At 71.4% G+C, this 14755-nt stretch carries 9 protein-coding genes; 7 read left to right on the top strand and 2 right to left on the bottom strand.

Annotation, left to right across the window (positions count from 1 at the left end; translation table 11 throughout):
- Positions 1–5: 5 nt before the first annotated feature.
- The gene (locus ACIQ8J_RS05865; RefSeq protein ID WP_403267344.1) at positions 6–1529 is read right to left on the bottom strand and encodes a ricin-type beta-trefoil lectin domain protein; all 1524 of its coding nucleotides are present in this window, start codon (positions 1527–1529) and stop codon (positions 6–8) included.
- Positions 1530–1637: 108 nt separating this feature from the next.
- Here ACIQ8J_RS05865 and ACIQ8J_RS05860 point away from each other — a divergent pair, with 108 nt between their 5' ends.
- The 3 genes from ACIQ8J_RS05860 (at position 1638) to ACIQ8J_RS05850 (ending at position 6176) form a co-directional block, all read left to right on the top strand.
- Positions 1638–3029 (top strand): class II fumarate hydratase, encoded by a 1392-nt coding sequence (locus ACIQ8J_RS05860; RefSeq protein WP_403267347.1) that lies wholly within the window; start codon positions 1638–1640, stop codon positions 3027–3029.
- A 58-nt stretch (positions 3030–3087) separates the two neighbouring features.
- Positions 3088–3765 (top strand): DUF402 domain-containing protein, encoded by a 678-nt coding sequence (locus ACIQ8J_RS05855; RefSeq protein ID WP_403267350.1) that lies wholly within the window; start codon positions 3088–3090, stop codon positions 3763–3765.
- A 293-nt stretch (positions 3766–4058) separates the two neighbouring features.
- The gene (locus tag ACIQ8J_RS05850) at positions 4059–6176 is read left to right on the top strand and encodes a SpoIIE family protein phosphatase (protein ID WP_403267353.1); all 2118 of its coding nucleotides are present in this window, start codon (positions 4059–4061) and stop codon (positions 6174–6176) included.
- 79 nt (positions 6177–6255) lie between these two features.
- Here the strand turns inward: ACIQ8J_RS05850 and ACIQ8J_RS05845 are convergent, their stop codons facing one another.
- Positions 6256–8541, bottom strand: a complete 2286-nt coding sequence (locus ACIQ8J_RS05845) for a transglycosylase domain-containing protein (protein WP_403267356.1) — start codon at positions 8539–8541, stop codon at positions 6256–6258.
- A gap of 270 nt (positions 8542–8811) precedes the next feature.
- Here ACIQ8J_RS05845 and ACIQ8J_RS05840 point away from each other — a divergent pair, with 270 nt between their 5' ends.
- From ACIQ8J_RS05840 to ACIQ8J_RS05825, 4 genes are read left to right on the top strand one after another with little or no spacing between them, the layout of a single operon-like run.
- Positions 8812–11151 carry an FtsX-like permease family protein gene (locus ACIQ8J_RS05840; protein ID WP_403267359.1) on the top strand — a complete coding sequence of 780 codons (2340 nt, stop codon included), beginning with the start codon at positions 8812–8814 and terminating at the stop codon, positions 11149–11151.
- A 52-nt stretch (positions 11152–11203) separates the two neighbouring features.
- Positions 11204–11728 (top strand): PadR family transcriptional regulator, encoded by a 525-nt coding sequence (locus ACIQ8J_RS05835; protein WP_399054482.1) that lies wholly within the window; start codon positions 11204–11206, stop codon positions 11726–11728.
- Positions 11725–12417 (top strand): ABC transporter ATP-binding protein, encoded by a 693-nt coding sequence (locus ACIQ8J_RS05830; RefSeq protein WP_403267362.1) that lies wholly within the window; start codon positions 11725–11727, stop codon positions 12415–12417. The genes ACIQ8J_RS05835 and ACIQ8J_RS05830 overlap by 4 nt, the downstream gene beginning before the upstream one ends.
- Positions 12414–14747: an ABC transporter permease gene (locus ACIQ8J_RS05825; protein WP_403267365.1), complete on the top strand. Its 2334-nt coding sequence runs from the start codon at positions 12414–12416 to the stop codon at positions 14745–14747. The genes ACIQ8J_RS05830 and ACIQ8J_RS05825 overlap by 4 nt, the downstream gene beginning before the upstream one ends.
- The last annotated feature ends 8 nt before the right edge of the window (positions 14748–14755 follow it).

The following is a 14755-nucleotide window of genomic DNA, read 5'->3' as shown; positions in this document are numbered from 1 at the left end:
GCCGGTCAGGCGAAGCGCTGGGCGGGTGTGCCGTCGCAGGGGCGCAGGGTCAGGGGGTCCTTGGCGGCGGCCAGTGTGGCGCACAGGCCGGTCGACGCGGCCGGGCGCAGGGTGCCGGACTGGCGCACCCACTCCTGGTTGGCGGCGCCCGAGCAGTTCCAGATGATCAGCTGGGCGCCGGCGGTGTAGTTCGCCCCCGGCACGTCCAGGCAGCGGTCCTGGGTGAGCTGGGTGTGGACCGACTCGCGGTCGCTGTCGTACCACCAGCCCTGGTTGCGCCCGCCGTGGCAGTCCCAGCCGCCGACCGCCGTACCGTTGCTGCTGTTCGCCGCGGTGACATCGACGCAGGTGCCGGTCGCCTCGTTCTTGATCGGCCGGTACGCGTCGTCCCAGGCGAGCGGGTAGAGCGTCGGGGTTCCGGTGGACGCCGGGTCGGCACAACTCCCTTCGCGCACACCGGAGTTGTAGAGCTGGGTGAGGCAGGAGGCGAAGGCGCCGTGGCCCCGGTAGTTGGGGTGGAAGGACTGGCGGACCGAGTTCGCGTCCGGCAGTCCGGGCTTGGAGAGGTCGATGTACAGGCCGCGGGCCCAGGTGTTCTGCATGCAGACCTCGTGGCCGTTGAAGAGCCGCGAGTTGTCGAGGTAGGTCACACCGGTGTCGGCGGCCACCTTGCGCATGCCGACCTCGAAGGCGGGCACCGCGGTGTTGCGGCCCCACACGGTGTCGGAGTCGTAGCCGAGTCCGCCGCAGGCGAGCTTGCCGGGGAAGTCCGGGTTGTCGTGGAAGTCCGGGCCGATCGGGCTCGGGTAGCCCATGACCACGAGCTGGTACGAGCCGTCGGCGTAACCGGCTTCCCGCATCACGGACTTGAGGTCGGTCACGGTCTGCTCGACCTTGGGCACGAGCGCGTCCACCCGGGCCTGCCAGCCGGGCTCGTACTTGGACTGGCACGGCCCCTGGAGCAGCAGATAGCGCTCGACGCAGTCGGTCATGACCGGGCCGAACTGAAGGTCGTCGTTGGCCCCGGCGACCAGCAGCACCATCTTGATGCGGGTGTTGCGCGCCTTGATGGCGAGGCTGTCGCTCTGGACCAGCTCGTCGGCGTACTGCTTGGTCCCGCCGATCCTGATGTTGCCCGTGTAGGCGCCCGAACAGGCCACGTTGTACGTCTCGTCGGCCGGGATGCCGGTGCGGTGGATCGCGGAGTCGGGCGAGCGGTGGCACCAGTTGTCGGGGCCGTTGGTGCCGGCCTCGTAGGTGCCGACGCCCTCGCCGGAGATCTCGCTGTCGCCGAGCGAGATGAGCCCGGTCTTGCGGTCGGCCATGGGCCGCTCGGCGGAGTCGCCGTACAGCTGGGTGGCCTCGGCCGCCCGGATCTTCTCCAGCTCGGGCGAGAGCGGAGTGGACTGCGCGGACGGTGCGGAAGCGGCGTGCGCGGTGGCCGCGGTGGCCGCCATGCCCCCGAAGGCCGCCGCCGCGGCCACGGCGGCCGCGAACGTACAGCGAAGTCTGTGCCTGGTGCGCCTCATTGCGCCTCCCCGGTTATTAGTTACCACCGGTATTTACTGGCCAGTAAGGCCTGTTGGGAATAGCCAGAACAAGACAACTGCTCAACTTTGCGTGGAGGTTCAGCGAACATGAACGAGATCGACTACCGGATCGAGCACGACTCGATGGGTGAGGTACGGGTCCCCGCGCACGCCAAGTGGCGGGCGCAGACGCAGCGGGCGGTGGAGAACTTCCCCGTCTCCGGGCAGCGCCTGGAGCGCGCCCACATCGAGGCGCTGGCTCGCGTCAAGGCGGCCGCCGCCAAGGTCAACGCCGAGCTCGGAGTGCTCGACAAGGACATCGCGGGCGCCGTCGAGGAGGCGGCCGCGGAGGTCGCCGAAGGCCGCTGGGACGAGCACTTTCCGGTCGATGTCTTCCAGACCGGATCCGGCACTTCCTCGAACATGAACATGAACGAGGTCGTGGCCACACTCGCCACCGAGAAGCTGGGCCGCGACGTCCATCCCAACGATCACGTCAACGCCTCGCAGTCCTCCAACGACGTCTTCCCGTCCTCCATCCACATCGCCGCGACGGCCGCCGTCACCGCCGACCTGATGCCGGCGCTCGACCACCTGGCGACCGCCCTGGAGCGCAAGTCGGCCGAGTTCGCCGACGTGGTCAAGTCGGGGCGTACGCACCTGATGGACGCCACGCCCGTGACCCTGGGCCAGGAGTTCGGCGGCTATGCGGCGCAGGTGCGGTACGGCATCGAGCGGCTGCGCTCCGCACTGCCCCGCCTGGCCGAACTCCCCTTGGGCGGCACGGCGGTCGGGACCGGGATCAACACCCCGCACGGGTTCTCGGCGGCCGTGATCGCCGAGGTCGCGCGGGCCACCGGGCTTCCGCTCACCGAGGCGCGGGACCACTTCGAGGCGCAGGGCGCCCGGGACGGCCTGGTGGAGACCAGCGGGCAGCTCCGCACCATCGCCGTCTCGCTCACGAAGATCGCCAACGATCTGCGCTGGATGGCCTCGGGACCGCGTACAGGATTGGCCGAGATCAGTCTTCCCGACCTCCAGCCGGGCTCGTCGATCATGCCCGGAAAGGTCAATCCGGTCATTCCGGAGGCCGTTCTCATGGTCGCGGCCCAGGTGGTGGGCAATGACGCGACCGTCGCGACGGCGGGCGCGGCCGGCAACTTCGAGCTCAACGTGATGCTCCCGGTGATCGCCAAGAACCTCCTGGAGTCCATCCGGCTGCTCGGCAACGTGTCCCGGCTGCTCGCGGACCGCACCGTCGACGGCATCACCGCGAACGTGGAACGGGCCCGCGAGTACGCCGAGTCCTCCCCCTCCGTCGTCACCCCGCTCAACAAGTACATCGGGTACGAACAGGCCGCGAAGGTCGCCAAGAAGTCACTCGCCGAACGGAAGACCATCCGCGAAGTGGTGCTCGAATCGGGGTACATCGAGCGCGGCGACCTGACCGTCGAGCAGTTGGACGAGGCGCTGGACGTGCTGCGGATGACCCGTCCGTAACGGCAGCGGGTGATCTGGGTCGCAGCGTGGTCTTGACCGCACTCCGTAATATCTGCACATGACAGGTACAGGAGGCGGCACCCGCCACTGGGCGCCGGGGGACCAGATCCTCTGGCGCTACCGCGACCACGCCCCTGGCCTCCAGGGGCAGTTCCACATCTGCCGTCCGGTGACGGTCGTCCAGGACACCGACGAGCTGCTCGCGGTGTGGATGGCGCCCGGCACCCAATGCGTGCGCCCGGTGCTCGCCGACGGCCGGCCCGTGCACCAGGAACCGCTGGCCACCCGCTACACCGCGGCGCGCACCACGGAGCGTTCGCAGTGGTTCGGCAGCGGAGTGCTCAAGCTCGCGCGCCCCGGCGAGCCGTGGTCGGTGTGGCTCTTCTGGGAACGGGGCTGGCGCTTCAAGAACTGGTACGTGAACCTGGAGGAGCCGCGCATACGGTGGTCCGGCGGCGTCGACTCCGCCGACCACTTCCTCGACATCTCCGTATCTCCGGACCGCAGTTGGCGCTGGCTGGACGAGGACGAATTCGCCGAGGCCCAGCGGGTGGGCCTGATGGACGGCGAACAGGCCGGGCGGGTCCGGGAGGCCGGGCGCGCCGCGGTCGGGGTGATCAAGGCGTGGGGCCGGCCGTTCGCGGACGGCTGGGAGACGTGGCGGCCGGACCCGCGGTGGCCCGTTCCCGCGCTCCCGGTGGACTGGGATCGCACCCCGGCGCATATGCCGTCGTGAGACCCTTGATGCGCCCCCGGGGTTCAAACGTAGGATCGTCCTCCGCAGGGCCTCTCAGGGGTCGGCAGCAGTAATCGGCAGTCCCGGTGCAAGAATTGACCGTATGTCACCACAGGGGGGTGGAGCATGCCCGGTGTCGCCGCCGCCGGGACGGGGCCTGCACTGCTCGGCAAGAACTTGGGGAACGGTATACCGCGTGGAGCGACCGCATCGCGCATCCTTACCCTGTCGCTGCACCTGCCGCCGCTCGCGGCAGGGCGGATGTCTCATCCCGGACGGACGGAACCCGACGCGTGACGGAGCCCCAGCCCACCTCGCACGAGAGCCGGCGCAAGGACATCGCCCGGCCCACCGAGCAGACGCTTCCCCAGGCCTTCCTGGAACAGGGGAGATCCCATGCGGCCGATGACGCCCCGGCTGCCGCTGCCGCCCCGGACCCGGGGGCACAGCCGCCGGACGCCCACGCCGGCGCGGGCCAGGACGGCGCGCGCAGTCCGGCGCGCGGCACGGCGGGGCACACCCCGCTGGGCACCCGCGGCGCCGAGCGGAGCTCCGGCGTGACCGCCTCCGTGCCCGGCCAGCCCGAGCGCGGCAGCCGGGACGCCGCGGCCGCCTCGGCCGTGCCCGCCGTGGGGGCGCCCGCCGCCCCCGGCGAGGGCGGCCCGGGTTCTGCGGGCCCCGGCGACGCCGCCGCGGTGGCCCGCCGCGAGGGCGACCGGCTGCGCTTCGTGGGCGCGGCGACCCGCCGGATCGCCCGCGGCATCGACCTGGACGAGATCGTGCTCGGCCTGTGCCGGGCCACCGTGCCGACGTTCTCCGACGCCATCCTGGTCCATCTGCGCGACCCGCTGCCGGTCGGCGACGAGCGTCCGGTCACCCCGTTCGTGCTGCGCCTTCGCCGCACCGACCGGCTGCGTTTAGTGGACGAGGCGCTGAGCGAGAGCGCCGAGGCCGAGGGCCTCACGACGCTCGGCCCCGGCCCCGATCTGACCCCCGCGTCCGAGCTGTGCGAGGTGCGCACCGGCGGCGAGCTGAACGAGGTCCTGCGCGGGGTGCGGCCGGTCTTCGCCGAGTCCCCCGCCGCCCGCGCGGCCCTCGCCGAGCTGCTCGGCCCGGACCGTACGGTGCCCGGCGGCCGGCGCGCGATACTCGCGCCGCTCCGAGGCCGGCGGCGGGTGATCGGCGCCGCCGTCTTCGTGCGCGGCCCCGAACGGCCCGCCTTCGAGGCCAACGACCTTTTGGTGGCAGCCCAGTTGGCGACGCACACCGCCCTCGGCATCGACAAGGCCGTGCTGTACGGACGCGAGGCGTACATCGCCGACGAGCTCCAGCGCACCATGCTGCCCGACAGCCTCCCCCAGCCCACCGGGGTGCGGCTCGCCTCGCGCTACCTGCCGGCCGCCGAGACCGCCCGGGTCGGCGGCGACTGGTACGACGCGATCCCGCTGCCCGGCAGCCGGGTCGCGCTCGTCGTCGGCGATGTGATGGGCCACTCGATGACCTCCGCCGCGATCATGGGCCAGCTGCGCACCACCGCCCAGACCCTGGCGGGCCTGGACCTGCCGCCCGCCGAGGTGCTGCACCACCTGGACGAGCAGGCCCAGCGGCTCGGCACCGACCGCATGGCGACCTGCCTGTACGCGGTGTACGACCCGGTCGCGCACCGCATCACGATCGCCAACGCCGGCCACCCGCCACCGGTGCTGCTCCACCTCGGCGGCCGCGCCGAGGTCCTGCGGGTGCCGCCGGGCGCCCCGATCGGCGTCGGCGGGGTCGACTTCGAGGCGGTCGAGCTGGACGCCCCGTCGGGCGCGACGCTGCTCCTGTACACCGACGGCCTGGTCGAGTCGCGGCTGCGCGACGTGTGGACCGGCATCGAGCAGCTGCGTGAACGGCTCGCCGCGACCGCCCAGTTGACCGGACCGGACCACTCGCCGCCCCTTGAGGCGCTCTGCGACGACGTGCTCGACATGCTCGGCCCCGGCGACCGCGACGACGACATCGCGCTGCTCGCGGCCCGCTTCGACGGGATTGCGCCGAGCGATGTCGCGTACTGGTTCCTCGACCCGGAGGAGACCGCCCCCGGCCGGGCCCGCCGGCTCGCCCGCAGGGCACTTGAGCGCTGGGGCCTGGAGGAGCTGACCGACTCGGTGGAGCTGCTCGTCAGCGAGGTCGTCACCAACGCCGTGCGGTACGCCGAGCGGCCGGTCACCCTGCGGCTGCTCAAGACCGACGTACTGCGCTGCGAGGTCGGCGACGACTCCCCGCAGCTGCCCCGCCAGCGCCGGGCCCGCGAGACCGACGAGGGCGGGCGCGGCCTGTTCCTGGTGAACCGCCTCGCCAGACGGTGGGGCGCGACCCGGCTGTCCGGCGGCAAGGTCGTCTGGTTCGAGCTGCCCACCCGCACCTGAACCGGATCAGGTACCGCGCAACGGCCACGGCCCCCACCCCGAGCGGGGTGGGGGCCGTGGCCGTTGTGCGCCGGTCCGGTCAGCCCGGGTTGAGCGGGTCGGCCGGCGGGCTGGCGTCACCCGACCCGCTGGGCGTCGGGCTGTGCGGCGGCCGCGGCTTGTGCGAGGTGGAGCCGGACGGCGTGCCCGCCGGGCTCGACGGCGGGGTGCTGGGCGGCGTGTTCGGCTGGCTGTGCGAGGGGCTGGGGGGCCCGGCGCTGTGCGACGACGGGCTCGACGGCGGCCGCGCGGAGCGGCTCGGCGGCGTGTAGTCGGGCTGCTTGGCCGCGCCCTGGTCGGTCTGGAGGTCGAACTTGTCGGAGCCGCCCTTGACCGCGTCGAAGGTGTACGCGGCCCAGATGCGGGCCGGGATGGAGCCACCGTTGACGCGGCCGTCCTCACCGGCGCCGTTCGTCATCGTGACCTGGCCGCCCTTGGGGATGGTCACGTTCTTGCCGTCGACCTTCACGGTGCGCGCGTCGGCGGCCTCGCCCCACATTCCGACCGAGGTGACCAGGTCCGGGGTGTAGCCGGTGAACCAGGCCGACTTGTTGTCGTCGGAGGTGCCGGTCTTGCCCGCGACCTGCTTGCCGTTGCGGTTGTCCGCGTCGGCCACCGACTGCTGGGCCGTACCGTCGTCGACCACGCCGGTGAGCACCGAGGTCACGGCGTCGGCCGCGTCCCTGCTGATGACCTGGCTGCCGATCGGGTCCGGCTTGTCGTACTTGTGGTCCTTGTGCTCGGCCGACTTCACGATCGACGGGACGACCTGCTTGCCGTGGTTGTCGAGCGTGGCGTACACGGCGGCCATCTGGAGCGGGCTGGAGCCGAGGGAGCCGAGCGTCATGGAGGGCACGGCGCGCTGACCCTTGATGGAGGTCATCCCCATCTCGACGGCGGTGTCGCGCACCTTGTCGAGGTGGGCGTCGACACCCATCTGCGCGAAGACGGAGTTGACCGACTTGTTCATCGCGTCCTGGACGGTGATGTCGCCGTAGCTGTGATCGTCCTCGTTCGGCGGGTCGAAGGCGATGTCGCTGCCCTTGACCGGCCGCTTGCTGTCACCGTTGTAGATGGTGTTCGCCTTGATCGTCTTGCCGTCCTGCGTCTGGGCGCCCTGGTTGAACGCCGACGCGAGGATGACCGGCTTGAACGTCGAGGCCGGCTGGTAGTTGGGGTTGGTCGCGTTGCTGAGCTGGTGCTTGATGAAGTCCTGGCCGCCGTAGAGGGCGACCACCGAGCCGGTCTTCGGGTCCACCGAGACCGCACCGGCCTGGAGGTCCGCGTCGACCTTGCGCTTCTTCGGGTCGAGCTTGCTGGTCAGCTGGTCCTTGACCGCGGCTTCGAGGAGCTTCTGCTTGTCGGGGTCGATGTTGAGCGTGATCGTCCAGCCGCCCGCGTCCAGGAGGGCCGAGTCGACGCCGTTGCGGATCAGCTCCTCCTTGGCCGCGCGGATCAAATAGCCGGTCTGACCCGCCATACCGGGGGCGACCTTGGCGTCCATCGGCTTCTCGAACTGGAGCGCCTTGCGCTGAGCGGGGTCCAGCCACTTCATGTCGACCATATTGTCGAGGGCCTTGTTCCAACGCCCCTCGACCAGCTGCTTGCCGAGCTGGCCCGCGGTCTGCCAGTCGTACTGGCTGGGAGCCTGGAGCAGGGCCGCGAGATAGGTGCCCTCGGAGAGGGTCAGCTTGGAGACGTCCTTGCCGTAGTACGCCTGCGCCGCGGCCTGGATGCCGTAGGCGCCCCGGCCGTAGTAGCTGGTGTTCATGTACCCGGCGAGGATGTCGTCCTTGCTGTAGCGCTGGTCCACCTTGAGGGAGATCACGATCTCCTTCAGCTTGCGGGTGACCGTCTGCTCCTGCGTCAGGTAGTTGTTCTTGACGTACTGCTGGGTGATGGTCGAGCCGCCCTGGGCGCCCTTGCCCATCAGGGTCTTCAGGATGCCGCGGGCGGTGCCCTGGAGGTCGACGCCCTTGTCGTCGTAGAACGTCTTGTTCTCCAGCGCGACGAAGCTGTGCTGGATGTCCTTGGGCACCTTGTCGAGGGGGACCGTCTCGCGGTTGACCGATCCGGTGCGGGCCAGCACCGTGCCGTTGGAGAGCTTGTAGACGTTGCTTTCCAGCTTGGCCCGGTCGTTGCCGTTGGGGATCGACACCATCAGATAGATGGCGTAGAACGCGCCCATCGCGAGCAGGCACAGCCCGAAGAAGGCACCGAGCATCTTCTTCCAGGTGAAGAACCGGCGTATGCCCTTCTTCTTCACCTTCTGATTGCCCCGGCGCGCTCCGCCCTGCCGGGCACGCCGCTCTTCCGCTCGGCCCATAACCTCAGTCGCTCGCCTTCATATGACTCACCAGACTCGCCAGATCAGCTCAGAAAACTAACACCGCACGTACGGACAAAGCGGATTCGATCACGCCTTTTCCGTACGTGAGAATCAGCACCCGCCCCATGGGAACCGACGATTGAAACGTGGCAAGGGTTGCGAGAGTCAAGGATGCTGCCCCGTTTTGCCCGGTAATGACATGGTCACCGACCGCTATGCACCCCGGGTATACACAGTAGGTATACCTAGCGCGTATAGTGCTCTTCCATGAAGCGACGCCTCCACGATCTCGGCCTCGGCACGCGGTTCGCCCTCACCGGCGGCCGCGAGGGCTGGGTCCGTACCCTGCTCACCGCGCTCGGGGTCGGGCTCGGTGTGGCCCTGCTGCTCGGGGCGGCGTCGGTGCCGCAGCTGACCGAGGAGCGGGCGGCGCGCATCCACGCCCGGCAGCCCTTCGCCGAGGGCTCGGACAAGAACACCGGTCACCTGAAGGCCTCGTTGCTGTACGCCCGCGCCGACACCGAGTACCGCGACGACACCATCGGCGGAAGACTGCTGCGGTCCGCGAGCGCGTCCCCCGTGCTGCCGCCCGGCCTGACCGCGATACCCGCCCCCGGCACCATGGCCGCCTCCCCCGCCCTGCGCGATCTGCTCGCCTCCCCCGAGGGCGAACTCCTGCGCCGGCGGCTCCCGTACGAGATATCCCAGACCATCGGCGACGCGGGCCTGGTCAGCCCCTCGGAACTGTTCTTCTACGCGGGCAGCTCCGCCCTCTCGGCCGACAACGGCGCCGAGTCGGCGGCCGGTTTCGGCAACACCGACGACGTACAGCCGCTCAACGCGATGCTCGTCGTCCTCGTCATCCTGATCTGCGTCGTGCTGCTGATGCCGGTCGCCATCTTCATCGCGACCGCCGTGCGGTTCGGCAGCGAGCGGCGCGACCGGCGGCTCGCGGCGCTGCGGCTCGTCGGCGCCGACGCCCGGACCACGCGCTGGATCGCCGGCGGCGAGGCACTGGCCGGAGCGGTGCTCGGGCTCGCCACCGGCACCCTGCTCTTCCTCGGCGCCGCCCACGTCGTCGGCCCGATCGGGCTGTGGAGCATCGACTTCTTCCCCGGCGACCTCACGCCCGTGCCCTGGCTCGCGGCGCTCGTCGCCGTCGCCGTGCCCGCGCTGGCCGTCGGGGTGACGCTGGCCGCGCTGCGCTCGGTCAGCGTCGAACCCCTCGGTGTCGTACGCGGCGGACGCCCCCGGCGCCGCAGGCTCTGGTGGCGGCTGCTGCTGCCCGCGGCCGGAGCCCTGCTGCTCGTCGTCTCCCAGCGTCTGGACATCGAGCTGAACGCGCTCGCCCCGGTCGCCATCGCGACCGGCGCCACCCTGGTCCTGCTCGGGCTGATCACCCTGCTGCCCTGGCTGGTCGAGGCGTTCGTGGCCCGGCTGCGCGGCGGCTCGCCGCCCTGGCAACTGGCCGTCCGGCGGCTCCAGTTGAGCAGCGGCACCGCGTCGCGCGCGGTCAGCGGCATCACCGTCGCGGTAGCCGGCTCGGTGGCGCTCCAGATGTTCTTCGTCGGCATCCACGACGACTTCAACAAGGTGACGGGCGCGGATGCGAGCCGCGCGCAGTACACCGTCATGGCCGACTACCCGGACACCGCACTCGCCGGGCGGATGATCGGGGACTTCCGGCAGACCCCCGGCGTGCGCAAGGTGATCGGCTCCGTCACCAGCTACGTGACCCGCCCCGAGCGGGTCGGGCCCGACGGCATCCAGCCCACCACCCAGCTCACCCTCGGCGACTGCGCGACCCTGCGCGAACTGGCCGGCATCGACTCCTGCAAGGACGGCGACACCTTCGTGGTGCACCCCACCGACGATCCGGAGCAGGCCGCCTGGGTGGACAGGACGGCGCGTCCGGGCCAACCGGTCAACACCGCCCCTGACCACGAGCCCGGCGCGCGGCAGGTCCTGTGGACGCTGCCCGCCTCGGCCCGTACCGTCACCGCCCGCCCGGACCCCACCGGCCGCGAGGAGCACGGCATCTTCGTGACGCCGGGCGCGATCGACACCTCGCTGCTGACCTCGGGGGCCACCACCCGCGCCACACTCGTGGTCGACCAGGAGGTGCCGGACGCCGCCGAGCACATCCGCAACACCGCGGCCCGTCTCGACCCTCGGCTGCACGTCGACACCGTGCGGGCCGTCGACCGCGACCGCCAGTACGCCGGCATCCAGAGCGGACTGCGGGCCGCCGCCGTCGCCACGCTCGGCCTGATCGCGGCCAGCATGCTGGTCTCACAGCTGGAGCAACTGCGCGAGCGCAGGCGCCTGTTGGCCGCGCTGGTGGCCTTCGGCACCCGGCGCACCACGCTCGCCGGTTCGGTCCTGTGGCAGACCGCCCTGCCGGTCGCCCTCGGGATCGCGCTCGCGGCGGTCGGCGGCACCGCGCTCGGCGCGCTGATGCTGCGGATCATCGGCAAGACCGTCACCGAGTGGTGGCTGTTCGCGCCGCTGGCCGCCATGGGCGCCGCCGTGATCCTCGCCGTGACCGCACTGAGCCTGCCGGCCCTGTGGCGCCTGATGCGCCCCGACGGTCTGCGTACCGAGTAGACACCCGTAACTCCCCCATCATTCGCGGCAGTTGAGAAGAAAGGAAGGCCCCATGTCCATCGGCCACACCCTCCTCGGGCTCCTTGAGTCGGGCCCACGTCATGGGTACGACCTGAAGCGCGCCTTCGACGAGAAGTTCGGGCACGACCGTCCGCTGCACTACGGGCAGGTCTACTCGACCATGTCGCGGCTCCTGAAGAACGGCCTGGTCGAGGTCGACGGCGTCGAGGCGGGCGGCGGCCCCGAGCGGAAGCGGTACGCCATCACCGCCGCCGGCGTCACCGACGTCGACGCCTGGATCAGGCAGCCGGAGAAGCCCGAGCCGTACCTCCAGTCGACCCTCTACACCAAGGTCGTCCTCGCCCTGCTGACCGGCCGCGACGCGGCCGACGTGCTCGACACCCAGCGCGCCGAGCACCTGCGCCTGATGCGCGTGCTCACCGACCGCAAGCGGCGCGGCGACCTCACCGACCAACTGATCTGCGACCACGCCCTGTTCCATCTGGAAGCCGACCTGCGCTGGCTGGAACTGACCGCCGCCCGCCTCGCCCAGCTCGCCACGGAGGTACGTTCATGACGCCCGCCGGTTCCCTTCTCGCCGCCCAGGACCTGCACAAGGCCTACGGTCCGACACCGGCCCTGGACGGTGCCGAGTTCTCCATCCACGCCGGCGAGGTCGTCGCCGTGATGGGCCCCTCCGGCTCCGGCAAGTCCACGCTGCTGCACTGCCTCGCCGGGATCGTCACCCCGGACTCCGGGCGGATCCTCTACGACGGCCGCGAGCTGTCCGCGATGTCGGACGCCGAGCGCAGCGCGCTGCGCCGCACCGAGTTCGGCTTCGTCTTCCAATTCGGCCAGCTGGTACCGGAGTTGACCTGCGTCGAGAACGTGGCGCTGCCGCTGCGGCTGACCGGAGTCAAGCGCAAGGAGGCCGAGCGCAGGTCGCTGGAGTGGATGGAGCGCCTGGAGGTCGCCGAGCTCGGGCACAAGCGCCCCGGCGAGGTCTCCGGCGGTCAGGGCCAGCGGGTGGCCGTGGCCCGCTCGCTCGTGACCTCGCCCCGGGTGGTCTTCGCCGACGAGCCGACCGGCGCGCTCGACTCGCTCAACGGCGAGCGCGTCATGCAGCTCCTGACCGAGGCGGCCCGCTCCACCAACGCCGCGGTGGTCCTGGTCACCCACGAGGCGCGGGTGGCCGCCTACTCGGACCGCGAGATCGTCGTACGCGACGGAAAGTCCCGCGACATGATGCTGGAGCACTCCGTATGAGCCTGTTCCGCGACCTCGCCCTCGGCGCCCGGTTCGCCCTGTCCGGTGGCCGGGAGGGCTGGACGCGCACGCTGCTCACCGCGGTCGGCGTCGGCCTCGGCGTGGCGCTGCTGCTCGGCACCACCGCCCTGCCGGGCGCGCTGAACGCCCGGAACACCCGTGACAACGCCCGCAACGACTACGGCTCCTCCGTCGAGACCGGCCCCGCGGCGAACACCCTGCTGGTCGGACGCGCGGACTCCTCGTACCAGGGCGACAGCGTACGGGGCCGGCTGCTCCAGCCGGAGGGCGACAAGCCGCCGCTGCCGCCGGGCGTCACGGCGATCCCGGCCCCCGGCACCATGGTGGCCTCGCCCGCCCTGCGCGATCTGCTCGCCTCCCCCGAGGGCAGGCTGCTGCGCGAACGCATCCCGTACAAGATCAGCGCCACCATCGCCGACCAGGGACTGATGGGGCCGCGTGAACTCGCCTACTACGCGGGCAACGACACCCTCAAACAGCGCAAGGAGACCGGCGGCCCGAGCGAGGTGCTGCGGATCACCGGGTTCGTCGACCGGCTGCCCCAGGAGAAGCTCGACCCGGTCCTCGCCCTGCTCATCGTGATCATCTTCGTGGTGCTGCTGATGCCGGTCGCCGTGTTCATCGCCGCCGCCGTACGCTTCGGCGGCGACCGGCGCGACCAGCGGCTCGCGGCGCTGCGGCTCGCGGGGGCCGACCGCCGGATGACCCGGTGGATCGCGGCCGGCGAGGCGCTCGCCGGAGCGCTCGTCGGGCTCGTCCTCGGCACGCTGTTCTTCGTGGTCGGCCGCCAGTACGTGGGCGACGTCTCGATCGCCGGGCTCAACGTCTTCCCCTCCGACCTCGATCCCACCCCGCTGCTCGCGGCGGGCGTGGCCGTCGCGGTGCCGGCCTCGGCGGTCGGCGTGACCCTGTTCGCGATGCGCTCGGTGGTCGTGGAACCGCTGGGTGTCGTCCGCACCTCGGTGCCGCGCAAGCGCCGCATGTGGTGGCGGGCGCTGCCGCCGCTGGCCGGTCTCGCCCTGCTCGCCCCGATGATGGGCCGGGGCCGCGACCACGGGACCTTCAACCAGATCCAGGTGATCGGCGGCACCGTACTGCTGCTCATCGGCGTGACCGCGCTGCTCCCCTGGCTGGTGGAGGCGGTCGTGCGCAGGCTCGGCGGCGGCTCGGTGGGCTGGCAACTAGCCGTCCGCAGAATGCAGTTGACGTCCGGTTCGGCGGCCAGGATGGTGAACGGCATCGCGGTGGCGGTGGCCGGCGCGATCGCCCTGCAGATGCTCTTCGGCGCCGTCGAGGGCGACTACGTGAAATCGAGCGGCGAGGACACCAGCCGGGCCCAGCTGATCGTTCCGCTCGGCACCGGCACCCCCGCGCAGCAGTCCCGCGAGGTCCAGGCCCTGAAGGGCACCGAGGGCGTGACCCAGACGGTGGCCCTCGGCTACGTGGACGCCGGCGACCGGCCCAAGGACCTGAGGCACTACACCTCCGTCACGGTCGGCACCTGCGCGGACCTGCGCGAAACCGCCACCCTGCCGGCCTGCGCGGACGGCGACGTCTTCAACGCGGTCGGCGGCGAGTTCGACCGGGAGACGTCCGCGAAGCCGGGCAGCACGCTCTACCTCGACCCGACGAACGGCGGTCCCGGCCAGCCCAAGGACGCGGAGATCCCCTGGACCGTCCCGGCGACCGTCAAGAACGTGCAGTCCCGCCCGGACCCGATGGGAATGCCCCGCAACGGCCTGCTGCTCACCCCGGGCGCGCTCGCGCACACCCCGAACGTGCCGACGCGCGCCACCGTGTACGTCTCGACCGCCCCCGGCGACTCCCTGGCCAAGGAGCGCGTGCTGAACGTGGCCGCCGCGGCCGACCCGATCACCAAGGCGCGGGCGCTGAACAGCGTGCAGACCTCGGCCCGGTTCGCCGGGGTGCGCAAGGGTCTCTACATCGGCGCCGCGGCGGTGCTGATGCTGATCGGCGCGAGCCTGCTGGTCTCGATGCTGGAGCAGCTGCGCGAACGCAAGAAGCTGCTCTCCTCACTGGTCGCCTTCGGCACCCGGCGCACCACCCTGAGCTGGTCGGTGCTGTGGCAGACCGCGCTGCCGGTCGCCCTGGGACTCGGCCTCGCCGCGGTGGTGGGCCTCGGCCTCGGCTCGGTCCTGCTCAGGATGGTGGGCCGGTCCGTCACCATCGACTGGGTGCCCGCGGTGTCGATGGTCGGCATCGGCGCGGGCGTGGTCGTCCTGGTCACGGCGCTGTCCATGCCACCGCTGTGGCGCCTGATGCGCCCGGACGGGCTGCGTACGGAGTAGCCCCCCGG

The organism is Streptomyces sp. NPDC094147 (genome assembly GCF_044764265.1).
Taxonomy (GTDB): Bacteria; Actinomycetota; Actinomycetes; order Streptomycetales; family Streptomycetaceae; genus Streptomyces.
This window is presented reverse-complemented; position numbering and strand designations above follow the sequence as displayed.

Coding starts and splice junctions, on each gene's coding strand:
- ACIQ8J_RS05865 (WP_403267344.1), bottom strand. CDS start 1,529: ATGAGGCGCACCAGGCACAGACTTCGCTGTACGTTCGCGGCCGCCGTG.
- ACIQ8J_RS05860 (WP_403267347.1), top strand. CDS start 1,638: ATGAACGAGATCGACTACCGGATCGAGCACGACTCGATGGGTGAGGTA.
- ACIQ8J_RS05855 (WP_403267350.1), top strand. CDS start 3,088: ATGACAGGTACAGGAGGCGGCACCCGCCACTGGGCGCCGGGGGACCAG.
- ACIQ8J_RS05845 (WP_403267356.1), bottom strand. CDS start 8,541: ATGGGCCGAGCGGAAGAGCGGCGTGCCCGGCAGGGCGGAGCGCGCCGG.
- ACIQ8J_RS05840 (WP_403267359.1), top strand. CDS start 8,812: ATGAAGCGACGCCTCCACGATCTCGGCCTCGGCACGCGGTTCGCCCTC.
- ACIQ8J_RS05835 (WP_399054482.1), top strand. CDS start 11,204: ATGTCCATCGGCCACACCCTCCTCGGGCTCCTTGAGTCGGGCCCACGT.
- ACIQ8J_RS05830 (WP_403267362.1), top strand. CDS start 11,725: ATGACGCCCGCCGGTTCCCTTCTCGCCGCCCAGGACCTGCACAAGGCC.
- ACIQ8J_RS05825 (WP_403267365.1), top strand. CDS start 12,414: ATGAGCCTGTTCCGCGACCTCGCCCTCGGCGCCCGGTTCGCCCTGTCC.